Raw genomic sequence first — 21,167 nt, 5'->3', positions numbered from 1 at the left:
ACGCGGAGATGGCCAGACTATACGGCGGCCCCGGCCATGTAAATGCACAAGGGTGTGAGCAAACGGACACAATGCGGGGTTGCCAGCGCGGCGCCGCGCCCGGAGAATCGTCTCGCCCCGCCAGCGCGGGCGCGACGGGGAGAACAGCAATGACGACAGCGGACGGCTTCCTGCCGCCGACCGACCACGATGGCACCGCCCCGGCATTCCTGGCCGGCGCGGGCGAAATGGCGGCCCTGATCCGCCAGCATGACTGGACCGCCACGTCGCTGGGCCCGCCCGCGCAGTGGCCGCAGAGCCTGAAGACGGCCATCCGGATCATGCTCACGTCGCGCCAGCCGATCTGGATCGGCTGGGGCCCGGAGCTGTACTTCTTCTACAACGACCCGTACAAGGCGATCATCGGCGGCAAGCACCCGGTGGCGCTGGGCCAGCCGACGGCGCGCGTCTGGCGCGAGATCTGGCCGGAGATCGGCCCGCTGCTGGCCACGGCCATGAACGGCGTGGAAGGCACGTTCGTCGAGCAGAAGCTGCTGATCATGGAGCGCAACGGCTACCCGGAGGAGACGTACTACACGTTCTCGTACAGCCCGGTGCCGGATGACAACGGCGGCACCGGCGGCATTATCTGCGCCAACAGCGACGACACCGAGCGCGTGGTGGCCGAGCGCCAGCTGAACCTGCTGCGCGAGCTGGCGTCGTCGACCAACAACGCGCGCAGCGGCGCCGAGGCGTGCCGGCTCGGCGTGGCCGCGCTGCGAACCAACCCGTACGACATCCCGTTCGCGTTGCTCTACCTGGCCGGCCGGGGCGCCACCACGCTGACGCTGGCCGGCACCACGGGGCTGGCCGCCGATCATCCGGCCGCACCCGCGCAACTGGACGCCGACGACCCGGCCGCCCCCTGGCCCGTGGGCGACGCCATGCGCGCCGGCCAGCCGGTCCACGTCGGCGACCTGTCCGCCCGCTTTGCCACGCCGCTGCCCGGTGGCGCCTGGCAGATGCCGCCGCGCGCGGCCGTGGTGCTGCCCGTGCAGCTGTCGGGCGACAGCGCGCCCAGCGGCGTGCTGGTGGTCGGCCTGAACCCGTGCCGGCTGTTCGGCGACCGCTACCGCGCGTTCCTGGACCTCGTGGCCGGCCAGATCGGCCAGGCCATCAGCTACGCGCACGCCTACGAGGAGGAACGGCGCCGGGCCGAGGCGCTGGCCGAGCTGGATCGCGCCAAGACCACGTTCTTCTCGAATATCAGCCATGAATTCCGCACGCCGCTGACGCTGATGCTGGGCCCGCTGGAGGAAATGCTGGGCCGCGACGGCGTGCCCGAGCCAGACCGCGCGCTGGCCGAGATCGCCCATCGCAACGGGCAGCGGCTGCTGAAGCTGGTGAACGCGCTGCTGGATTTCTCGCGCATCGAGGCCGGGCGCGTGCAGATGCACGCCCAGCCCACGGACCTGCCGGCGTTCACGGCCGACCTGGCGTCGCTGTTCCGCTCGGCGATCGAATCGGCCGGCATGACGCTGCGCGTGGACTGCCCGCCGCTGCCGGTGGCCGTGGCGGTGGACCGCGACATGTGGGAGACGGTGGTCCTGAACCTGCTGTCCAACGCGTTCAAGTTCACGTACGCGGGCACCATCGGCGTGTCCGTGCGGATGCGCCAGACGGGCGAGGTGGAACTGAGCGTGACCGACACCGGCATCGGCATCGCACCCGAGGAGCTACCCCGGCTGTTCGAACGGTTCCACCGCGTGGCCGGCGCGGTTGGCCGGTCCATCGAAGGCAGCGGCATCGGGCTGGCCCTGGTGCAGGAACTGGTGCGGCTGCACGGCGGCACGATCGAGGTGGACAGCACGCCGGGCGAGGGGTCGCGCTTCCGCGTGACGCTGCCGCGCACGGTGGGCGTGGCCGAGCCCGCGCCCCCGGCGCCGGCCGCCAGCGCCCGCGCGCTGGCCTTTGCCGATGCGGCGCGGCGCTGGATGCCCGAGGCCGACGAGACTCCGGCGACGCCGCTGCCCGCCATCGCCACCGACGACGCGCAGGCAGACGTGCGCGGCCGGCTGCTGGTGGCCGACGACAACGCCGACCTGCGCGACTACATGCGCCGCATCCTGGCATCGGCCGGCCATGAGGTACTGGTGGCGGCCGACGGCCAGGAGGCGATGGAACTGGCGCAGCGCCACCTGCCGGACCTGATCGTCTCCGACGTGATGATGCCGCGGCTGGACGGCTTTGGCCTGCTGCGCGAAGTCCGCGCGTCCGACGCGCTGCGCCAGACGCCGGTGCTGCTGCTGTCCGCCCGCGCCGGCGAGGAAGCGCGCGTGAGCGGCCTGGCCTCGGGCGCCGACGACTACCTGATCAAGCCGTTCAACGCCCGCGAGCTCCTGGCGCGCGTGGCGGCCAACCTGCGGCTGTCGCGGCTGCGCGGACAGGCCCAGCGCGAACTGCGCGCGATGAACGATTCGCTGGAGCGCCGCGTGATCGAAACCGTGGCCGACCGTGACCGCCTGTGGGACCTGAGCGAGGACCTGCTGATGGTGACCAGCGTCGACGGCATGCTCGAACGCGTGAGCCCGTCGTGGCACCGCACGCTCGGGCACGACGCCGCGGCGCTGGCCGGGCGCTCCTGCCTGGCGTTCGTGCATCCCGAGGACCTCGTGGCGGTCACCGAGCAACTGATCGCGCTGCGCCAGCACGGCGCGCCGGTGCGCTACGAATGCCGGATGCTGTGCGCCAGCACGGCGGTGCGCTGGATGGCGTGGACGCTGTCGATCGATCCGGCCAGCGGGCGCATCCATGGCGTCGGCCGCGACGTGACCAGCGACAAGGACGCGGCCGAGGCGCTGCGGCACGCCGACGAGGCGCTGCGCATGGCGCAGAAGATGGAGTCCATCGGCAAGCTGACCGGCGGCGTGGCGCACGATTTCAACAACCTGCTGCAGGTGATTGGCGGCAACCTGCAGTTGCTGACCCGCGACGTGGCCGGCGACGACCGTGCCGAGACCCGCGTGCGTAACGCGCTGGCCGGCGTGGCGCGCGGCGCCAAGCTGGCGTCGCAACTGCTGGCCTTCGGCCGCCGCCAGCCGCTGGCGCCGAAGGTGGTCAATCTGGGCCGCTTCGTGCGCGGGCTCGACGACATGCTGCGGCGGGCGCTCGGTGACGGCGTGGAGATCGAAACAGTCATCGCGGCCGGGCTCTGGAACACGCTGGTGGACCCGTTCCAGGTGGAAAACGCGCTGCTGAACCTGGCCATCAACGCGCGCGACGCGATGAACGGCCACGGCCGGCTGACGGTGGAAGCCGGCAACGCCGTGATCGACGACGTCTACGCGCGCCGCAACGCCGACGTGGAGCCGGGCCAGTACGTGATGCTGGCAGTGACCGACACCGGCGCCGGGATGCCGCCCGATATCCAGGAACAGGTCTTCGAGCCGTTTTTCACGACCAAGCCCGAGGGACAGGGCACGGGGCTGGGCCTGAGCATGGTCTACGGCTTCGTGCGGCAGTCGGGCGGGCACGTGAAGATCTACAGCGAGGTGGGTGTCGGCACCACGGTGCGGCTGTACCTGCCGCGCGCACACGAGGCGGAGGACCTGGAGACCGAGGTGGACGTGGGCCCGGCCGGCGGCGGCACCGAGACGGTGCTGGTGGTGGAGGACGACGAGGACGTGCGGGCGACGGTGGTGGAGATGCTCGGCAGCCTGGGCTACCGCGTGCTCAAGGCGCGTGACGCCACGAGCGCGCTGGCCATCGTCGAGAGCGGCGTGCCGATCGATCTGCTGTTCAGCGACGTGGTCATGCCGGGGCCGCTGCGCAGCACCGAGATGGCGCGCAAGGTGCGCGAGCGGCTGCCGGGCATCGCGGTGCTGTTCACGTCGGGCTATACGGACAACGCCATCGTCCACACGGGACGGCTCGATCCCGGCGTGGAACTGCTGAGCAAGCCGTACACGCATGACGCGCTGGCGCGCAAGGTCCGGCATGTGCTGGCGGGCGGCGCGCGGCTGTCGGCGGTGCCGATGGAGCCCGCGCACACCCGGCTCGTCGATGGGGCGCCGCCGCAGCCGGTGGCCGACGTGCCCGATGGCAGGCCGGGCGAGGCGGGCGTGGTGCCGCCGCGCAGCCAGCGCGTGGTCTTTGTCGAGGACGACGACCTGCTGCGCGCCAGCACGGCCGAGCTGATGCGGATGTTCGGCATCGACGTGGTCGAGGCGCGCAACGACGTGGAGGCGATGGCCGCGCTGCGCGCCGATGGCGTGGACGTGCTGCTGACGGACGTGGGGCTGGGCGGGGTATCGGGCGTGGACCTGGCCATCGATGCCTGCCGGCTGCGGCCGGGGCTGCGCGTGATCTTCGTGAGCGGCTACGACGTGGTGCTGACGCCGGCGCAGCGCGCCGCGCTGCCGCACGCGGTGTCGCTGCGCAAGCCGTACGCGCTGGCCGATTTCATCAACCTGCTGCAGGCACGGCCGGCGGGGGAATGACGAAGGCCGCCAGATGGCGGCCTTCGGTGTTTTCAGACGGGCAGGGCGGTGGCGACGAGGGCGGCTGCGGCGCCGCTGGCGGCGGTCAGTGCCAGCCATCCGCCAACGATCAGGGCGCTGTTGCGGAAAGTCATGATGGGCTCCGTGGAGAGGGTCCGGAGCCCGTCATGGACTCCGGCTACTGCGTTTGGGCCGCCTGCATCGGGCGGGGCTCAGGCGTTGGCGCCGTCGGTGTAGATGTCGCGGGTGCGGGCACCGTCATAGAACGGGTTGCGCGGCTGGTTCACGCTGCGGGCGCCGTCGTAGTACGGGTCGGCGCTGCGGGCCGGGCTGGCGGACACGCCCACGCGGTCCAGGCCGGCGACGATGCGCGCACCGTCGGTGTACGGATCGGCCTTGCCGACCTTGGCGCCATCGGTGAACGGGTCAGCCTTGCCGACGCGGGCACCTTCCGAGAACGTGTCGAACTGGCCCTGACGGGCGCCGTCGGTGAAGCTGCTGCGCGCGTCCTGCACGCGGAAGCTGTAGCCGTAGACTTCGCCGGCCTTCTGCACGGCGGGGGCGGCCTGCACGGCACCGGTCACGAAAGCTGCGGCAAGGGCGGCGGCGGAAAGGATGGTCTTGGCGGTCATGATGGCTCTCCTGTCTGGTTGGCCGGGCGATCACGCTGTGGATCGCGGGGCCGGATACTGTTCGATGTCCGGTTCTTCCTGCTTGCTATCTACTGGTAGGTAGATTCGCTGCGCTAAAAAAGAACCGTTTCCGGTACTGCTGACTGCGGGTGTTGCGTGGAATCTGCCGGGCTGCGTCTTGCTTCTTGCTGCTGTCTTGCCGCTCGGCGTCGTCCATGGCTCGAATAGTATCTACTACTAGATAGACAAGCAAGGAGTTTTTGCGGAGCACAATCGTAGAAACGCCAAATTGCGGGTTTGGACGGGTTACTACGGGGTCAGGCGATGGCCGCTACATGACTGATTTCAAACGATAACTTGGCGATGGCTATCGCAGGATCGCCTCCGATTAGAGTGTTTGCTCTAGTTCGTGGAACCTTGGCGGTCACGCAACGACACGAGCCCGAGCAGCAAAATCCGCGTGTGTTCCTGTAGCACTTCCTGCACACGGCGGGTCTCGTCCTCGCCATAGCGTTCCCATTGCAGCGCGCGCAGCACGTGACGCCGCATCACCTTGAAGGCGGCAATCTGGCTGTCGATGGCGACGGTCCGGATGCGCGTGGTTTCGTCAGAGGCCGGCCGGCCGGTCAGCCGCCCGATCAGTGCCGATGTCAGCGCGAACAGGCGGCGGTTGATGCCCGCGTCGATGCGCTCGAACGCGGTGGGCGGCCCCAGCCCGGCGCGCTCGCGGGCCATGAACTGGCGCCAGTGGTCAGTTTCGGGGCATTCATAGAGGAAGTTGGCAAAGCGGGCCTGCAGCGCCAGGTAGATGTCGACCAGCTCGGCATCCGACAGGTCGGCCCGCGCCAGCTGGGCCTCGGCGGCGGCCACCACGTCCTGCAACGTCGCCCAGGCGCGCTCGACAAAGTAGTCGATGCAGGCCAGGTAGACCCCTTCCTTGTTGTCGAAGTAGTACTGCAAGGCCGGGGCGTTGACGCTGGCCTCGCGGGCGATGTCGCGCGTGGACGCGCCGTCGAAGCCGTGGGCGGCAAACAGCCGCATCGCCGCCTCGATGATGCGCGCCCGGGTCTCTTCCCCACGCTGGTAGCCGCCTTCGGCCGCTGGCCTGTGTCGCGCCATGTCGCCCCATCCCCTGTGTGAACAGGCTGAAATATATCAGTTGACAGATTTATTCCAAGTGGAATAATTGCGCGGCATTCCACACAAAAAGCCCCCACGCCCCATGTCCGCCCCCGACTCGGTTGCCGCACCCGCCGGCGCCGCTCCGCAATCCGTTTCCGCTTCCCGATCCACCCGCCGCCGCACCATCCTGTTCGGCATCGGCGGCGCGCTGCTGCTCGTTGCGCTGGTGTTCGGCGTTCGCTGGTGGCTGTACGGCCGGTTCATCGAAAGCACCGACGACGCCTATATCCAGGCCGACAGCGTGACCGTGGCCCCCAAGGTCAGCGGCTACGTGGCCGAGGTGTATGTCCGCGACAACCAGCAGGTCACCGCCGGCCAGCAGCTCGTGCGGCTGGACAACCGCCAGTACCAGGCGGCCCTGGACGAGGCCACGGCCACGGTGGCGTCGCGCCAGGCCGACGTGGCCCGCGCCGATGCCGACCTGCAGCAGCAGAAGGCCCGCATCGCACAGGCGGCCGCCGAGGTGGACGGCGCCCGCGCCAACGCGCGCTACGCCGCGTCGCAGGTGGAACGCTACGCGCCGCTGGTCCGGACCGGCGCCGAGACCGAGGAACGCACGGCCGAGCTGCGCAACGCCCAGACCCGCGCCGCCACCACGCTGGCCGCCAACGAGGCGGCGCTCAAGGTCGAGCAGAGCCAGGTGGTGACGCTGCAGACGCGGCTGCAGCAGGCCCAGGCCCAGCTGGAAGTGGCCGAAGCCAGCGCCCGCAAGGCGCGGCTGGACCTGGACGACACCGTGGTGCGCGCCAGCAAGGCGGGCCGCGTGGCCGACAAGGGCGTGCGCGTGGGCCAGTTCGCCCAGCCCGGCACGCGGCTGCTGACCGTGGTGCCGGTGCAGGACCTGTACCTGACCGCCAATTTCAAGGAAACACAGGTCGGCCGCATGCGCGCCGGCCAGTCGGTGACGCTGCATGTCGATGCGCTGTCCGGCGAGCCGCTGCATGGCGTGGTGGAAAGCCTGTCGCCGGGCACCGGCTCGCAGTTCGCGCTGCTGCCCGCGCAGAACGCCACCGGCAACTTCACCAAGATCGTCCAGCGCGTGCCGGTACGCATCCACGTGGACGTGCCGAACGATGCCCGGCCGGTGCTGGTGCCGGGGCTGTCCGTCGTGGTCGACGTCGATACGCGCGAGCTGCATCCGGCCCGCGCGCAGGCGCCGGCGGCCGGAGCCAGCCATGGCTGAGGCGGCCGCCGCCGGCCAGCCGGCCGCGGGCGCGGCGCCACAGCCCAACGCGACGGCCGCCGACTGGATCGCCGTGGCCGCCGGCTCGCTGGGCGCGCTGCTGGCCACGCTGGACATCTCGATCACGAACTCCGCGCTGCCGCAGATCCAGGGCCAGATTGGCGCGGCCGGCACCGAGGGCACCTGGGTGTCCACCGGCTACCTGATGGCCGAGATCGTCATCATCCCGCTCACGGCGTGGCTGACGCGCGTGTTCGGGCTGCGCCGCTTCCTGATGTGGAACGCGCTGCTGTTCACGGCGTTCTCGGTCATGTGCGGGCTGTCGCATAGCCTGACCGCGATGGTGATTGGCCGCATCGGGCAGGGGTTTGCGGGCGGCGCGATGATCCCGACCGCGCAGACCATCGTGCGCACCCGGCTACCGCGCCACCAGATGCCCATCGGCATGTCGATGTTCGGCCTGATCGTGCTGCTGGGGCCGCTGCTGGGCCCCGTGGTGGGTGGCTGGCTGGCCGAGAACATCAACTGGCGCTGGTGCTTCTTCCTCAACGTGCCGATCACGGCCGTGCTGGTGCCGCTGCTGTACTTCGGGCTCAAGCCCGAGCGGGCCGACGTGGAGGCGTTCTTCAAGGCCGACTGGCTGGGCATCGTCGGCCTGGCCATCGGGCTCAGCTCGCTGACCGTGGTGCTGGAGGAAGGCCAGCGCGAGCAGTGGTTCGAGTCGCGGTTCATCATCTACCTGTCGGTGCTGTCGGCCATCGGGCTGACGATGATGTTCATCGGCCAGTTCACGGCGCAGCGGCCCATCGTGCGGCTGCGGCTGCTGCTGAACCGCAGCTACGCAAGCGTGATCGTCATCGTCACGACGGTCGGCGCTGGGCTGTACGGCGTGTCGTACCTGCTGCCGCAGTTCCTGTCGCTGATCGCCGGGTACAACGCCGAGCAGGCCGGCGGCATCATGCTGCTGTCCGGGCTGCCCGCGTTCCTGCTGATGCCGGTGCTGCCGCGCATGCTGGGCAAGTTCGACAGCCGCTGGCTCGTCATCACCGGGCTGGTCTGCTTCTTTGCGAGCTGCATGCTCGACATCGGCCTGACCGTGGACAGCGTGGGCCACGACTTCACGGCGTCGCAGATCCTGCGCGGCTTTGGCCAGATCCTGGCCATGATGCCGCTGAACCAGGCGTCGATGGCGGCCGTGGCCACCCACGAGGCCGGCGACGCGGCGGGGCTCTACAACATGGCGCGCAACCTGGGCGGGTCGATCGGGCTGGCGCTGCTGGGCACGCTGATCGACCGCCGCAACGCCTACCACGACGCGGTGATCCGCGAATCGGTCACGGCCAATGGCGCGATCGGCCAGGAGCACATGGCGTCTAGCATCGCGAGCTTCGTGGCGCAGGGCGGCGACTACGCCCACGCGCAGTTGCAGGCGGTGGCCCAGCTCAGCGGCGAGATCGCCCGGCAGGCGGCCGTCATGACGTTTTCCGAAACCTTCTATGCGCTGGGCATCGCGCTGCTGTGCTGCGTGCCGCTGGCGCTGCTGCTCAAGCCGCCCCGTCCGGGCGCCCCCGTTTCCACCGGTCACTGATGATGATTGTCTTTTCCCGTGCCAGGTTGCCCCGCCTGCTGGCGATGGCCGCGGCGCTGCTGGCCGCCGGCTGCACCGTCGGCCCCGACTACCGTAGCGCGCCGCAGGTGGCTGCCAACGCCATCGACGCGGGCCGTTTTCCGCACGCGCCGGCTGGCGCCGAGCCGGCCGCGCCGCGTGCGGCTGACTGGTGGCATGCGCTGGGCGACAGCCAGCTGGACGCGCTGATCGAGACCGCGCTGCGCGACAGCCCCGACATCGACGCCGCCAGCGCCCGCGTGCGCCAGGCGCGTGCCGGGCTGGCCAGCAACAAGGCCAACCTGCTGCCGAAGGTGGGGTTCGACGCCGCCATGCTGCGCACGCGGTCGCCCGACCTGTCGGCGCTGTCGGGCGGCGAATCGTCCGGTGGCGGCAGGGGCCCGCTGTCGCTCTACGTCGCCGCGTTCGACGCAAGCTGGGAGATCGACCTGTTCGGCGGCACGCGCCGCTCGATCGAGGCCGCGTCGGCGGAGTCCGATGCCGCGTCGGCGCAGCTGGCCGACGCGCACGTGCAGCTTGCCGCCGAGGTGGCGCAGGCGTACATCACGCTGCGCGAGCAGCAGGCCAGCCTGGCGCACCTGCAGGCGTCCGAGACGCTGGAGGCCGACATGCTGGACCTGACCCGGCAGCGGCGTGCCCGTGGCGTGGCATCGCAACTGGAGGTCGAGCGGCTGCTGACCCAGCTCGACAACACCCGCGCGCAGATGTCGCCGGTGCAGGCCGGCATTGCCGAATCGTTCGACCAGCTCGCGCTGCTGACCGGCCGCGCGCCGGGCACGCTCGACGCGGGACTGGCCGCCCCGCGCCCGCTGCCGACCGTGCCGGAGACCGTGGCCGTGGGCGACCCCGCCACGCTGCTCAGGGCGCGCCCGGACATCCGCGCGGCCGAGCGCCGGCTGGCATCGAGCACGGCGCAGATCGGCGTGCGCAAGGCCGACTGGTTCCCGAAGCTGTCGCTGCTGGGCTCGCTGGGTTTCAGCGCGATGGACCCCGGCCACCTTGCGCGCAAGGACAACGGCACCTGGCTGACGCTGCCGCGCCTGCAATGGAACATCCTAGACTTCGGCCGGGTGGCGGCCGGCGTGGACAGCGCCGAGGCCGGCCGCGACGAGGCCGACGCCAACTATCGCGGCACGGTGCTCAAGGCGCTGCGCGACGCCGACGTGGCGCTGTCGCGCTACGGCCACCAGCGCGAGCACGTGGTGGTGCTGCGCCGTGTGGAACAGTCGGCCGACCGCGCGTCGACGCTGCAGCAGCAGCGCTACCGCGCCGGCACGGCCAGCATGCTCGAATGGCTGGACGTGGAACGCACGCGCGTGGTGGCGCAGCAGAACCGCATCTCGGGCGACGCCGACCTGCTCAAGGACTTTGTCTCGCTGCAGAAATCGCTCGGCCTGGGCTGGCAGACGCCCGTTGACCCGGCGTCGTAGGCCGGCCCGGCCGCCCCGCCGCCGCCCCCGCGTGGCGCCCGTGCCGCGTGCGGGTGCAGCAATTGCCAGAAAAACGCCGACAGCCGAACCGGACGGCGCCGACTACCCCGCCAGCGGGGTGCGCCGCACACTGGCAAGCGGATGGGAATGGATAGAATCGTCGTGGGCAGGCTGTCCCAACGGCGCGGTCGACAACAACCAGGCGGTGGGGAGCATGCGGGACACGGTAGCGCCGGCAGCGGCCGAACGGATACCGGCTGAACCATCGGGGAGAACACCATGGCGCAGGCGCTGATTCGATGGAATGCCGCGGCGGCGGCCCCGGCTGCGGCGCGCCGCTGGGGGCAGGCCCGCTCGCTGGTGTGGGTGATGGTCCTGTCGCTCTGCCTGGGCCTGCTGGCCGGGTGCGCCAGCCTGCCGGCCAACGCCGGGCGCACGCCCAGCTACGCGGCCACCGACACCGGCAACACGCTGCTGGCCCGCTCGCTGGCGCCACGGCTGGCAAAGAACCCCGGCCAGTCGATCTTCTACCCGCTGGGCGCCGGCCCTGACGCGCTGACGGCGCGCATGGCGCTGGCGCGGGCCGCGCAGAAGACGCTCGACATCCAGTACTACATCTACGACATCGACACCACCGGCAGCGCGCTGCTGGGCGAGATCATCGACGCCGCCGACCGTGGCGTGCGCGTGCGCATCCTGATGGACGACATCCACACGGCCAAGCAGGACAAGGTCTGGGCCGCGCTGGACTCCCATCCCAACATCGAGGTCCGCATCTTCAACCCGTTCGCCAACCGCAAGGCGCGCTGGCTGGAGATGGTCTGGGACTTCGGCCGGCTGAACCGGCGCATGCACAACAAGCAGATGACGGTCGACAACCTGGTGTCGATCATGGGCGGGCGCAACATCGGCGATGCGTATTTCTCGGCCAAGCCGGACATGGCGTTCAGCGACCTCGACGTGATGGTGGCCGGGCCGGTCGTGCCGGCCGCCAGCAAGGTCTTCGACGAATACTGGAACAGCGAGATGGCTTACCCGGTGGCCACGCTGACGCCCGAGGGCAAGGAGGCGCCCGAGGAGCTCAAGGCGTTCCGCAAGCGGATCGAGGCGCGCGGCGACCTGGCGCGGGCCAGCCCGTTCGTGCAGGAACTGCTCGATTCCGGCCTGGCCAAGGGGATCGAGGTGGGCCACCTGCCCGGCTTCATGGGCGGCGCGCGGGTCATCGCGGACAAGGCGGACAAGATCGAGGAAGACGAGGACGACCCGTCCACGCATGCCATTCCGCAACTGCGCGCGATGCTGGAAAAGGCGCAGACCGAGCTGGTGCTGGTGTCGCCGTACTTCGTGCCCGACGACGAGAACGAGAAGTGGCTGGCCGGCATTGCCCGGCGCGGCGTCAAGGTGCGCGTGCTGACCAATTCCTTCGCGGCCACCGACGTGTCGGCCGTGCATGCCGGCTACGCGCCGCGCCGCAAGGCGCTGCTGCGGGCCGGCGTGGAGCTGTGGGAGCTGAAGGCCACGGCGGCAAATGCCGAACTGGCGCGCAGCCGGTCGACCAAGCACCGCATGTTCGCGTCCAGCCGGGCCAGCCTGCATGCCAAGGCGTATGCGGTGGACCGCCACCTGCTGTTCATCGGCTCGATGAACCTGGACCCGCGCTCGATCAAGCTCAATACCGAGATGGGCGTGGTGCTGGACAGCCCGGCGCTGTCCCGGCAGCTCGTGGAGGACATGGACCGGCGTCTGATCGACATCGCCTACCGGGTGGAACTGAAGAAGGATGCCAACGGCGCGGAATCGCTGACGTGGACCACGCGCAACAATGGCAAGGAGGAAACGTTCGATTCCGAGCCGGACATGAACGTCTGGCAGCGGATGGGGATCGGCGTGCTGCAGTGGCTGCCGGTGGAGGACCAGCTCTAGGCCGCGCGCTATGCCGCCGGCAGGTCGGCCCCGCCGCCGGGCTGCAGCAGTTGCAGCAGGAAGTCCTGCAGCCGGGTCAGTTCGCCGGCGATGCCGCCCGGAAAGCCCTGCCGGCCGCCCCGGTCGTCGATCAGCAGCCCGGCCAGGAACGCCGACACGGCCGCCGCGTTGCCCAGTGCCCCAAGCTGGTTGCCGATGCGCGGGTAGGCATAGAACAGCTCCAGCGGGCGCACCTCGCGCGGCAACTGGGCCAGCCAGCGCAGCGCGGTGGGCGTGAGCGACAGGTTGACCGGGTTGTCGGGCTGGCGCAGCTCGCTCCAGTCGACGGCCGGCATGGCGGGCGGGCCGTCGTCCAGCACCTTCCGGGCTTCTTCGACCGTGACGAATTCGAACGAGATGGGGTCCATGGTGTGTGGCCCACTGGGGGCCGATAGATTGCGCGCCGACGCCCATCTTAACGGACACCCCGCCCCGTTTCTGTAGCCCCTTCGTAGGTCCCGTGGCGCCAAAGTCATGGCTGGGCGCCCGATTGGTCATGGCAGGCCGGCGCCGCTTTGCCACACTCCAGGCATGCAAACGGAGCTGCCATGACCTGGGATTTGCTGATCGAAGCGGATTGCGTACCGGTGACACTGCGCGCGGGCGCCGAAGTGGCGTGCCGTGCCGGCCGGCTGTGGATGACCGCCGAAGTCCGCCACGCCGGGCGCCAGGCGCGGCCATCGGCCGACGTCGTGCTGCTGGCCGGCCAGCGCTGCCGCGTGGACGCGGACGGCATCTACTTCCTGAGCGCGCTGCGCACGGCGGCGGGCAGCACCGCGCAATGCCAGATCATCCCGGGCGGCCAGCAGCGGCTGGTGCTGCGCCCGACCTGACGGCTGCGGCCTCCTCGGCGATCCAGTCGGCCACGTGGCGCACGTCGTCGCGCGGCGTCTCGGTGGCGTGGATCAGCCAGAACGCGTTGGGGCTGGGCATGGCCGCGCCGGCCGACGCAATCACGCTGAGCTGGCCGCCGTCGATTAGCGCCCGGATCAGTTCCAGCCGGCCCAGCGCCACGCCCTGGCCGGCCAGCGCGGCATGGATCATCTGGTCGTACTGGTTGAAGCGCAGCATGCCGCGCCGGCTGGCGTGGCGGTAGCCCTGCGCGCCCAGCCAGTTGCGCCAGTGCAGCCACGGGCGCGGATCGTCGAATTCCAGCAGCGGCAGGTCGGCCAGTGCCTCGGCGGACGCCAGCCGCCCCACGCCAAGCGACGGATTGGCCACGGGCGCGATGGTTTCGTCGAACAGCCGGATCGCGTGCGACGGGGCGGCCGACGCCGGGCAGTAGCGGATGGCAAGGTCGATGCCGTCGGCGCGCAGGTCGCTGATCTGGTTGCTGGCCGACAGCCGCACGTCGAGCTGCGGATGGCGGCGCTGCAGGCTGCCCAGCCGGGGCAGCAGCCACAACCCCGCCACGCCGATGCTGGCCGTCACCGTGACCGGCTGGCGGCCGTCGCGCTTGCGCAGTTCGGCGGCCACGTCCTGCAACTGCTGCACGGCGCCGTCGGCGCTGCGGAACAGCCGCTCGCCCTCGGGCGTGAAGGCCACGCCGCGATGCTGGCGCACGAACAGCCGCACCTGCAACTGGTCTTCGAGCGCGCGGATCTGCCGGCTCACGGCGGACTGGGTCAGGCACAGGTCATCGGCCGCCTGCGTGATGCTCATGCGCCGGCCCACGGCCACGAAGCCCTTGAGCAGGTCGAGCGGGAACAGCCGGACGAGGGGGACGGACATGGCGGGCGACTCGGGCAGGGCGGGGACGGGCACCCATTACAGCACGGAATGCCGACCGTCTGCCATGCGCCGTGGGAATGCCTGGCGACCCGAAAAGTCGTTTGCGCGGCGCGCCCCGATCGCATGAAATCGCAGGGATCAACCACCCCGTTCCGGGAGCCCGCCATGATCCGCACCCCTGCCACGCATGATGCCCGCGCATCGCAGCCCGCCGCCGCGCCGTGGTGGCGCGGGCCCGCCTTCCTGCTGCTGGCGGCCGGGCTGGTGATGGGGCTGGCCCTGGGCGTGCGCCACGTGCAGGGCCTGTTCCTGCTGCCCGTGGTGGCGGAGCGCGGCTGGACGCGCGAGACCTTCGGCTTCGCCATGGCCGTGCAGAACCTGGTGTGGGGCATCGCCCAGCCGTTCACGGGCATGGTGGCGGACCGCTTCGGGTCGTGGAAGGTGATGCTGGGCGGGCCGGCGCTGTACGCGGCCGGGCTGTGGGGCATGTCGATGGCGCCGTCGTCCACCGCGTTCGTGCTGACGGCGGGCATCCTCGTCGGCATCGCGCAGTCGGGGACGACGTTCGGCGTGGTCTACGGCGCGCTGAGCCGCATGGTGCCGCCCGCGGCGCGCAGCCGGACGCTCGGCATTGCCGGGGCGGCGGGCGGCATCGGCCAGTTCCTGATGGTGCCGGCGGCGCAGGCGCTGCTGTCGGTGGCGGGCTGGCAACTCGCGCTGATGGTGTTCGCGGTGGCGGCACTGGTGCTGCTGCCGCTGGCGCTGCCGTTCCAGGACCGCGCGGCCGGCACGGATGCGGGCGGCAGCCACCCGCCAATGGGCGCGGCCATTGCCGAGGCGTTCCGCCATTCGGGCTTCTGGCTGCTGAACCTGGGCTTCCTGGCGTGCGGCTTCCAGCTCGCGTTCATCGCCAACCACCTGCCGGCCTACCTGCGCGACAAGGGCATGGCGCCGGCCAGCGCGATGATTGCGCTGGCCATCATCGCGCTGGCCAATATCGGCGGCACCTTCGCGTTTGGCTGGCTGGGCGGCCGGCATGTGAAGAAGTACCTGCTGGCTGGCATCTACCTGGCGCGCACGTCGGCCATGGCGCTGTTCGTGCTGCTGCCGCTGAGCCCGGTGACGCTGTACGGGTTTGCGGCGGTGATGGGGTTCCTGTGGCTGGGCACCGTGCCGCTGACCAGCGGGATCGTGTCGCAGGTGTTCGGCGTGCGCTACATCACCACGCTGTTCGGCTTCGTGTTCTTCGGCCACCAGCTGGGGTCGTTCCTGGGGGTGTGGCTGGGCGGGCTGGTATTCGAGCTGACGCGTTCCTATGATCTGGTGTGGATGGGGGCCATGGCGCTGGGCGTGGTGGCCGCGGCGCTGCACTGGCCCATCGACGACCGTGAGATCGTGCGCGTGCCGTGGCGGCAGGCGCGGCCCTGATCCGGCGGGCGGCCGGCGGGCAGTGCGCGGCGCGGCAGGTGGAGTATGCTTGGCACGTCCGTCCCCGCACAGATTCTCCGGAGCCCGCCATGCCGATTCGATTCCCTGTCTGGATGGCCGCCATCGCCGCGGCCGTTGCGTTGAGCGCCTGCGCATCGTTGCAACCGGTGGACACGGGGCAGAAGCTGATCGGCAGCCCGCAGTCGGCCGTGCGCGACACGTTTGGCGCGCCCACCGACACGTTCCAGCTCGCCAACGGCACGCAGCGCTGGATCTATTCCAAGCAGCCGTACGGCTACGAGATCTACGTGGCCGACTTTGACGCCAGCGGCCGGCTGACCGGCTTCCGCCAGACGCTGACCGAGGCGGAGATTTACACCGCCCGGCCCGGCGTCTGGACCAAGCAGGACGTGCTGGAGCGCTGGGGCCGCCCGCGCGAGCCGGTGCAGTACTACTCGCTGATGAAGCGCGAGGCATGGTCCTATCGCATGTACCTGCCGGGCTACGTGCCGGCGCACTTCAGCGCCTACTTTGACGACAACGGCGTGCTGGACCGGACGATGATCATCCAGGACGCCCGCGGCGGCGAGCGCAGCCGGAAGTAGCCGCCGGGCCGGCCCGGCGCCGGCCTATAATGGCTCGCCCCCCGCACCGCCACACGGGGCGGCCTTCCGGTTCGGCCCCATCGTCAATGCCCTCGTATCCTCTCGTCCTTTGCCTGACCATTGCCGTGGTGTGTAGTGCGGGCATGGCCGTTGCCGCCTGGCCGCGCCGTGACGATCCCACCGTGCGCGCATTCCTGGTGCTGGCCGGCGGGGCGGCCATCTGGAGCGGCGGCCGGCTGCTGGAAATCAGCGAGACCGAGCTGGCGGGGCGGATCTTCTGGGCCAAGTTCCAGTACGCGGGCATCGTGGCGGTGCCCATCGGCTGGCTGGTGGCGATGGTCCACCTGAGCCGTCCGCGCTACGTCGTGCCGTGGTCGATGCTGTGGGTGCCGGTGCTGGCCGCGCTGCTGAGCCTGGTGCTGGTCTTCACCAACGAGCGCCACCACCTGATCTGGACGTCCATCGAGCTGATGCCGCCCGACGTGGCACCGGGCGCGGTATTCCATCACGGCATCGGGTACACGGCCGTGGCGGCGTGGACCTACGCGATGCTCGGCCTGAGCCTGTTCTTCCTGGCCACGGCCGAGGTGCCCAACGACGCGCTGTCGGTACGCGGCCGCAACGTGCTGATGGCTGGCCTGATGCTGCCGCTGGCGGCGCACATCGCCTATCTCTACCGCTGGACGGGCCCGCTCGGCGGCGACCTGACACCCGCGACCTTCTCGCTGATGACGCTGCTGGTCTGGTTCTGCGCGCTGCGCACGCACCTGGACGACACCGGCCACTACGCCCGGCTGCGCGTGTTCGACACGATCCGCGAGGGCTGCGTGATCCTGGGCGGCGACGGGCGGGTGGTCGAGTTCAACCCGGCCGCCGCGCGGCTGGTGCCGGAGCTGCGGCGCGGGCAGATGCCGCCGGCGCTCTGGCATCGCGCGCTCGGCGAGCCGGGCAGTGGTGCTTCGGCAATTCCCGAGGGCGCCGGCTACGAGGTGGCCGTGGAGCCGGTATGCCGCATGGACGGCCGGCAGATCGGCCTGCTGGTGTTCATGCGCGACGTCAGCCGCTACCAGTCGCGCGAACTGGCGCTGGCCACGCAGCTTGGCGAGACGGCGGAGCAGTTGTCGCGCGTGCAGGCCGACCTGGACATCGACGCGCTGACCGGCATTCCGAACCGGCGCTACTTCCAGCGCGAATCGCACGCGGCCGTGTCGCGCGCGTGGGAGCGGGGCACCGAGCTGGGGCTGCTGATCCTGGATGTCGACCTGTTCAAGCAGTACAACGACCTCTACGGCCACCCGCGCGGCGACGAATGCCTGCGGCAGGTGGCGGCGGCGCTGGTCGGCGTGCTGCGAGGCGCCCAGTTCTGCGCGCGCCTGGGCGGCGAGGAATTCGCCGTGGTGCTGCCCGAATCGTCGATGGAAGAAACCCGCGCCGTCGCCCGCGCCATGGTGGCTGCCGTGCGAGAACTGGGCATCGCGCACAACGGCACGCCGGTGCAGCCGTACGTGACGATCAGCGTCGGCGCCGTATGCGCGGTGCCGGACGCCGCCCGGCTGGAGCCGCTGCTGCACCGCGCCGACAGCGCGATGTACCGCGCCAAGCGCGCCGGCCGCAACCGCTACGTGCTCGACGGCAGCCTGTACCTGGGCGTGCAGAACAGCTGATTTCACGCCCTTGCCACAAAGGGCTTGCAAATTCCCAAACCTTCTGTAGAATTCGCGGCTCGCGTCGCAGCAGCAATGCAGCGAAACGAAGCCCAGATGGCGGAATTGGTAGACGCACTAGGTTCAGGTCCTAGCGGTGGCAACACTGTGGAGGTTCGAGTCCTCTTCTGGGCACCAATTCGAAAGCCCTGCTCATCGAGCAGGGCTTTTTCTTTTGTAGGCCCAGAAAGGGCAGTCCCTGCGGACTGCCCGCGAGGACTCGAATGGGTTGCGCTTGCAAGCGCAACCCCGGGGTCGCGCGTGGGTGACCGAGTCCTCTTCTGGGCACCAATTCAAAAGCCCTGCTCATCGAGCAGGGCTTTTTCATTTTCTGCTGGCGATGGCGGCTGTTGGGCGGCCGGCCCTCACCCCCGGCCCCTCTCCCGCAGGCGGGAGAGGGGAGAACCCAAACGGCATATCGAGCGCGGCGGGTTTGCTCCCCTCTCCCGCGCGCGGGAGAGGGGTTGGGGGAGAGGGCCAGCCGACCAACCGGCGACACTCACATCCGCAGCCCTGGCAACCGCGCCGCCGCAGGCCACCGCCACGCCATGGCAGACGCGCGGCTAGTCGCGCCCCCGGCGCTTGTATCCGGTGAGCATCGCGCCGATCAGGTTCTCCCGGCCCTTGATGCTCATCGCAATGGCCGCCGCCACATGCAGCACGACCAGCCCGAGCAGCGTGTTGGACAGCCAGCGGTGGATGTCGATCGGCCAGTCCTCGCCCCAGAACGGATCGAGCCGGGACATCCAGCCCGTGACGGCCAGCGCCAGGATCAGCGCCCACATCGCCAGCATCGTCACGGCGCCCAGCGGCGTATGGCTGATGAACCGGGGCGCCCGCCCGCGCAGCAGCGCGCGGCTGTACGCCAGCACCCCGGCAGGGCGCGGCAGCCACGCGCGAAAACGCGCGTGCTCGGTGCCGATGAAACCCCACAGGATGCGGAACAGCACCAGCCCGGCCGCCACGTAGCCCAGCACGCGGTGCACCTGGTCGCCGGAATCGTCGATCACGTCATAGAGGACGATGGCCGCCACGCTCCAATGCGTGAAGCGGACGGCCAGGTCCCAGACGCGAATCGAGTCGGACGTCCGGACCCGATCCGCCGGGGTTGCCATGCCTACTTCTCGATTTCGGATTTGACGATGTCGAGCGTCTTGGTATCGAAGTAGATCTCGGCCTTCTTGCCGTCCTTGGTGGTGCCGTAGATCTCGTAGCAGTTGCCGTCGATCTTGAACTTCTTGATGTTGTAGCCCTGCGCGGCAATCTTGGCCTTGGCATCGGCCTCGGGCATCCATTCGGACTTCGGATGCTTGGCGCAGTTGGCGCCGGCCAGCGCGGCGGTGGAGAACAGTCCGGCGACGGCTACGGCGGCGATCTTCTTGTACATGGCTCGACTCCTCGCAAAAAAGCCCATCGGGCAATGCCAAGCATCCTAGGCCGGGATGCAATTGATTCTCAATGTAGGTTTTCCCGGTCAACCGTCAAGGAAGGTGCGAATAAATCGCTCTATGGGGCGGTATGTCATCGCGCTGTCACCGTCCCGTAATGTCCCTACCAGGCACGTGGACTTCACGATTGTTCGCGTTGTGGGACAATCGCGGCCCATCGGGTAAGGGTTTTCCCGGTATCTCGCTTCGAAGGGCCTGCATGAAAACGATCGACTGGAAGGACTGGGAAATCTTCTGCCGCGTGGTGGAAGGCGGCGGCTTCACGCAGGGGGCGGAACTGGCGGAAGTGCCAAAGTCGTCGGCCAGCGCGGCAGTGGCGCGGCTGGAGGGCCAGCTCGGCGTGCGGCTGTTCGAGCGCACCACCCGCCGCGTGCGCGTGACGCAACGCGGCCAGCAGTTGTACGACCGCGTGGCGCCGCTGTTCGGCGCGCTGCGCGAGATCAGCGCCGAAGCGGCGTCGGTCAGCGCCGAGGTCAGCGGCACGCTGCGCATCGCCACGCCGTACGAGGTGGGCTCGCAGCACCTGGCGCCCACCGTGAACCGGCTGCTGAAGCTGCATCCGTCGCTGCGCGTGCAGCTCGACATGGCCTGGGACCAGCCCGACCTGATCCGCCACGGCTACGACCTGGCCTTCGTCATGACCGATACCGGCCTGCACGACAGCTCGTTCGCCAGCAAGCGCGTGGTGCTGATCGAGCGGGCGTTCTACGCGGCGCCTTCGCTGATCCGCGAACGCGGGCTGCCGCACGCGCCGCAGGACCTGCAGGGCTGGCCGACCGTCGGCAACCTGGACGACTCGCACTGGGAATTCGAGCGCGACGGCGTGCAGACGTATTCGCTCGATGTGCAGCCGCGCATCTGTACGCACAACGCCGAGGTGCGGCTGCAGGCGGCCGTCGACGGGCTGGGCGTGACGCGGCTGTCGCCGCGCTTCGTCCATGAGCAACTGGTGCAGGGCCAGCTCGTGCGCGTGCTGCCCGGTTATTCGTCGTCGCCGCTCAAGGTCTACGTGCTGATGCCCGCGCGCAAGCTGATGCCGGCCAGCGTGCGCGCGTTCCTGAACGCGCTGGAGGAAACGCTGGGCGTGCCGGAGACGCGCCGCCCGGTCACGCGCCTGGCGGCGACCCTGCAGCCGGATGCGTCCGCGCTGGTGCCGGAGGCACTGGCCGCATCGCTGCAAGACCCCGACGGCGCGCCCGCCATCGCCACGCTCGGCTGAGCAGGGCCCGTGCGGCGGGCCGGGTCAGTAGGGCTGGTCGCCGCTGCGCAGGTCGAAGGCCAGCGTGTCGGCGATCTCCAGCATCTCGTCGTCGTCCTCGCTGCGCGTGATCCAGCCCGCGTAGGCGTCGCCGCCGGTATCCCAGTTCCAGAGCGTGTAGCCGGCCACGCGTAGCTGGTCGGTCGCCAGCTCCATCAGCTCGGGCACGCTCGTGCCTTCCAGGAAGTCCTCGTCCTCGGGGTCGTCGGTGCCCCAGTCGATCTCCAGGTCGATCCGCTCGCACAGCTGGTTCAGGCAGCCGATGAAGGACTCGGCATCCTTCCAGTCGACATAGAAGCCGGCCTCCCAGTCGATGATCTCCTTGATCTGGAAGAGCAGCATGTCGGCGTCGGCCTCGTCCTCCTCGGCGTCTTCCAGCGCTTCTTCGAACAGCGCGAAGTGCCGCGTGGTCTGCTGGGTGTCTCCCAGGTTGATCAGCGCGAACAGCCGGCTCACGGCGTCCTGCGCGTCGTCGTCCAGTTCTATTGCCATCCGTGGCT

Annotated in this window: 17 protein-coding genes and 1 tRNA gene; 11 read left to right on the top strand and 7 right to left on the bottom strand. The window is 69.9% G+C overall.

The window, feature by feature from the left end:
* Positions 1 to 149: 149 nt before the first annotated feature.
* Positions 150 to 4,478 carry a response regulator gene (locus EPAKOI_RS24525; protein WP_423193966.1) on the top strand — a complete coding sequence of 1,443 codons (4,329 nt, stop codon included), beginning with the start codon at positions 150 to 152 and terminating at the stop codon, positions 4,476 to 4,478.
* 212 nt (positions 4,479 to 4,690) lie between these two features.
* Here the strand turns inward: EPAKOI_RS24525 and EPAKOI_RS24520 are convergent, their stop codons facing one another.
* Together EPAKOI_RS24520 and EPAKOI_RS24515 are read right to left on the bottom strand one after the other, a co-directional pair.
* Positions 4,691 to 5,110 (bottom strand): copper resistance protein CopQ, encoded by a 420-nt coding sequence (locus EPAKOI_RS24520; RefSeq protein ID WP_313839017.1) that lies wholly within the window; start codon positions 5,108 to 5,110, stop codon positions 4,691 to 4,693.
* 402 nt (positions 5,111 to 5,512) lie between these two features.
* Positions 5,513 to 6,229, bottom strand: coding sequence for a CerR family C-terminal domain-containing protein (locus tag EPAKOI_RS24515; RefSeq protein WP_423193965.1), 717 nt, complete (start codon positions 6,227 to 6,229; stop codon positions 5,513 to 5,515).
* Between the two features lie 103 nt (positions 6,230 to 6,332).
* Here EPAKOI_RS24515 and EPAKOI_RS24510 point away from each other — a divergent pair, with 103 nt between their 5' ends.
* From EPAKOI_RS24510 to EPAKOI_RS24495, 4 genes are all read left to right on the top strand, one after another.
* Positions 6,333 to 7,475: an HlyD family secretion protein gene (locus EPAKOI_RS24510; RefSeq protein WP_423193964.1), complete on the top strand. Its 1,143-nt coding sequence runs from the start codon at positions 6,333 to 6,335 to the stop codon at positions 7,473 to 7,475.
* Positions 7,468 to 9,063, top strand: coding sequence for an MDR family MFS transporter (locus EPAKOI_RS24505; protein WP_124685637.1), 1,596 nt, complete (start codon positions 7,468 to 7,470; stop codon positions 9,061 to 9,063). Before EPAKOI_RS24510 ends, EPAKOI_RS24505 begins: the two co-directional genes overlap by 8 nt.
* Positions 9,064 to 9,065: 2 nt before the next feature.
* Positions 9,066 to 10,532, top strand: coding sequence for an efflux transporter outer membrane subunit (locus EPAKOI_RS24500; RefSeq protein WP_423194570.1), 1,467 nt, complete (start codon positions 9,066 to 9,068; stop codon positions 10,530 to 10,532).
* Between the two features lie 279 nt (positions 10,533 to 10,811).
* Entirely contained in the window at positions 10,812 to 12,455 is a 1,644-nt protein-coding gene (locus EPAKOI_RS24495; protein ID WP_124685636.1) for a phospholipase D family protein, read from the top strand.
* 8 nt (positions 12,456 to 12,463) lie between these two features.
* On the opposite strand, the gene EPAKOI_RS24490 is transcribed toward EPAKOI_RS24495, so the two are convergent.
* The gene (locus EPAKOI_RS24490; RefSeq protein WP_124685635.1) at positions 12,464 to 12,862 is read right to left on the bottom strand and encodes a hypothetical protein; all 399 of its coding nucleotides are present in this window, start codon (positions 12,860 to 12,862) and stop codon (positions 12,464 to 12,466) included.
* A gap of 180 nt (positions 12,863 to 13,042) precedes the next feature.
* Between EPAKOI_RS24490 and EPAKOI_RS24485 the strand changes: the two genes are divergently transcribed.
* Complete coding sequence (locus tag EPAKOI_RS24485; RefSeq protein ID WP_423193963.1) at positions 13,043 to 13,327, top strand: DUF2917 domain-containing protein; 285 nt, start codon at positions 13,043 to 13,045, stop codon at positions 13,325 to 13,327.
* Here the strand turns inward: EPAKOI_RS24485 and EPAKOI_RS24480 are convergent.
* On the bottom strand, positions 13,284 to 14,225 hold the full coding sequence (locus EPAKOI_RS24480; RefSeq protein WP_124685633.1) for a LysR substrate-binding domain-containing protein: 942 nt from the start codon (positions 14,223 to 14,225) through the stop codon (positions 13,284 to 13,286). The genes EPAKOI_RS24485 and EPAKOI_RS24480 overlap by 44 nt on opposite strands.
* Positions 14,226 to 14,390: 165 nt before the next feature.
* Here EPAKOI_RS24480 and EPAKOI_RS24475 point away from each other — a divergent pair, with 165 nt between their 5' ends.
* The 4 genes from EPAKOI_RS24475 (at position 14,391) to EPAKOI_RS24460 (ending at position 18,099) form a co-directional block, all read left to right on the top strand.
* On the top strand, positions 14,391 to 15,653 hold the full coding sequence (locus EPAKOI_RS24475; RefSeq protein WP_423193962.1) for an MFS transporter: 1,263 nt from the start codon (positions 14,391 to 14,393) through the stop codon (positions 15,651 to 15,653).
* A gap of 89 nt (positions 15,654 to 15,742) precedes the next feature.
* Positions 15,743 to 16,258 (top strand): hypothetical protein, encoded by a 516-nt coding sequence (locus tag EPAKOI_RS24470; RefSeq protein ID WP_124685631.1) that lies wholly within the window; start codon positions 15,743 to 15,745, stop codon positions 16,256 to 16,258.
* A gap of 86 nt (positions 16,259 to 16,344) precedes the next feature.
* Positions 16,345 to 17,922: a diguanylate cyclase domain-containing protein gene (locus tag EPAKOI_RS24465; protein ID WP_423193961.1), complete on the top strand. Its 1,578-nt coding sequence runs from the start codon at positions 16,345 to 16,347 to the stop codon at positions 17,920 to 17,922.
* 90 nt (positions 17,923 to 18,012) lie between these two features.
* A tRNA-Leu gene (locus tag EPAKOI_RS24460) sits at positions 18,013 to 18,099 on the top strand.
* A 425-nt stretch (positions 18,100 to 18,524) separates the two neighbouring features.
* On the opposite strand, the gene EPAKOI_RS24455 is transcribed toward EPAKOI_RS24460, so the two are convergent.
* Together EPAKOI_RS24455 and EPAKOI_RS24450 are read right to left on the bottom strand one after the other, a co-directional pair.
* The gene (locus tag EPAKOI_RS24455) at positions 18,525 to 19,076 is read right to left on the bottom strand and encodes a cytochrome b/b6 domain-containing protein (RefSeq protein WP_423193960.1); all 552 of its coding nucleotides are present in this window, start codon (positions 19,074 to 19,076) and stop codon (positions 18,525 to 18,527) included.
* 2 nt (positions 19,077 to 19,078) lie between these two features.
* A complete protein-coding gene (locus EPAKOI_RS24450; protein WP_124685628.1) occupies positions 19,079 to 19,348 on the bottom strand; it encodes a PepSY domain-containing protein in 270 nt (89 codons plus the stop codon).
* A 260-nt stretch (positions 19,349 to 19,608) separates the two neighbouring features.
* Here EPAKOI_RS24450 and EPAKOI_RS24445 point away from each other — a divergent pair, with 260 nt between their 5' ends.
* Entirely contained in the window at positions 19,609 to 20,628 is a 1,020-nt protein-coding gene (locus tag EPAKOI_RS24445) for a LysR family transcriptional regulator (protein WP_313839032.1), read from the top strand.
* Between the two features lie 24 nt (positions 20,629 to 20,652).
* On the opposite strand, the gene EPAKOI_RS24440 is transcribed toward EPAKOI_RS24445, so the two are convergent.
* Entirely contained in the window at positions 20,653 to 21,159 is a 507-nt protein-coding gene (locus EPAKOI_RS24440) for a DUF6630 family protein (RefSeq protein ID WP_124685627.1), read from the bottom strand.
* Positions 21,160 to 21,167 lie beyond the last annotated feature (8 nt).

It is taken from the genome of Cupriavidus sp. H18C2 (assembly GCF_049393795.1).
Lineage (GTDB): Bacteria > Pseudomonadota > Gammaproteobacteria > Burkholderiales > Burkholderiaceae > Cupriavidus > Cupriavidus pauculus_C.
This window is presented reverse-complemented; position numbering and strand designations above follow the sequence as displayed.

Coding starts and splice junctions, on each gene's coding strand:
- EPAKOI_RS24525 (WP_423193966.1), top strand. CDS start 150: ATGACGACAGCGGACGGCTTCCTGCCGCCGACCGACCACGATGGCACC.
- EPAKOI_RS24520 (WP_313839017.1), bottom strand. CDS start 5,110: ATGACCGCCAAGACCATCCTTTCCGCCGCCGCCCTTGCCGCAGCTTTC.
- EPAKOI_RS24515 (WP_423193965.1), bottom strand. CDS start 6,229: ATGGCGCGACACAGGCCAGCGGCCGAAGGCGGCTACCAGCGTGGGGAA.
- EPAKOI_RS24510 (WP_423193964.1), top strand. CDS start 6,333: ATGTCCGCCCCCGACTCGGTTGCCGCACCCGCCGGCGCCGCTCCGCAA.
- EPAKOI_RS24505 (WP_124685637.1), top strand. CDS start 7,468: ATGGCTGAGGCGGCCGCCGCCGGCCAGCCGGCCGCGGGCGCGGCGCCA.
- EPAKOI_RS24500 (WP_423194570.1), top strand. CDS start 9,066: ATGATTGTCTTTTCCCGTGCCAGGTTGCCCCGCCTGCTGGCGATGGCC.
- EPAKOI_RS24495 (WP_124685636.1), top strand. CDS start 10,812: ATGGCGCAGGCGCTGATTCGATGGAATGCCGCGGCGGCGGCCCCGGCT.
- EPAKOI_RS24490 (WP_124685635.1), bottom strand. CDS start 12,862: ATGGACCCCATCTCGTTCGAATTCGTCACGGTCGAAGAAGCCCGGAAG.
- EPAKOI_RS24485 (WP_423193963.1), top strand. CDS start 13,043: ATGACCTGGGATTTGCTGATCGAAGCGGATTGCGTACCGGTGACACTG.
- EPAKOI_RS24480 (WP_124685633.1), bottom strand. CDS start 14,225: ATGTCCGTCCCCCTCGTCCGGCTGTTCCCGCTCGACCTGCTCAAGGGC.
- EPAKOI_RS24475 (WP_423193962.1), top strand. CDS start 14,391: ATGATCCGCACCCCTGCCACGCATGATGCCCGCGCATCGCAGCCCGCC.
- EPAKOI_RS24470 (WP_124685631.1), top strand. CDS start 15,743: ATGCCGATTCGATTCCCTGTCTGGATGGCCGCCATCGCCGCGGCCGTT.
- EPAKOI_RS24465 (WP_423193961.1), top strand. CDS start 16,345: ATGCCCTCGTATCCTCTCGTCCTTTGCCTGACCATTGCCGTGGTGTGT.
- EPAKOI_RS24455 (WP_423193960.1), bottom strand. CDS start 19,076: ATGGCAACCCCGGCGGATCGGGTCCGGACGTCCGACTCGATTCGCGTC.
- EPAKOI_RS24450 (WP_124685628.1), bottom strand. CDS start 19,348: ATGTACAAGAAGATCGCCGCCGTAGCCGTCGCCGGACTGTTCTCCACC.
- EPAKOI_RS24445 (WP_313839032.1), top strand. CDS start 19,609: ATGAAAACGATCGACTGGAAGGACTGGGAAATCTTCTGCCGCGTGGTG.
- EPAKOI_RS24440 (WP_124685627.1), bottom strand. CDS start 21,159: ATGGCAATAGAACTGGACGACGACGCGCAGGACGCCGTGAGCCGGCTG.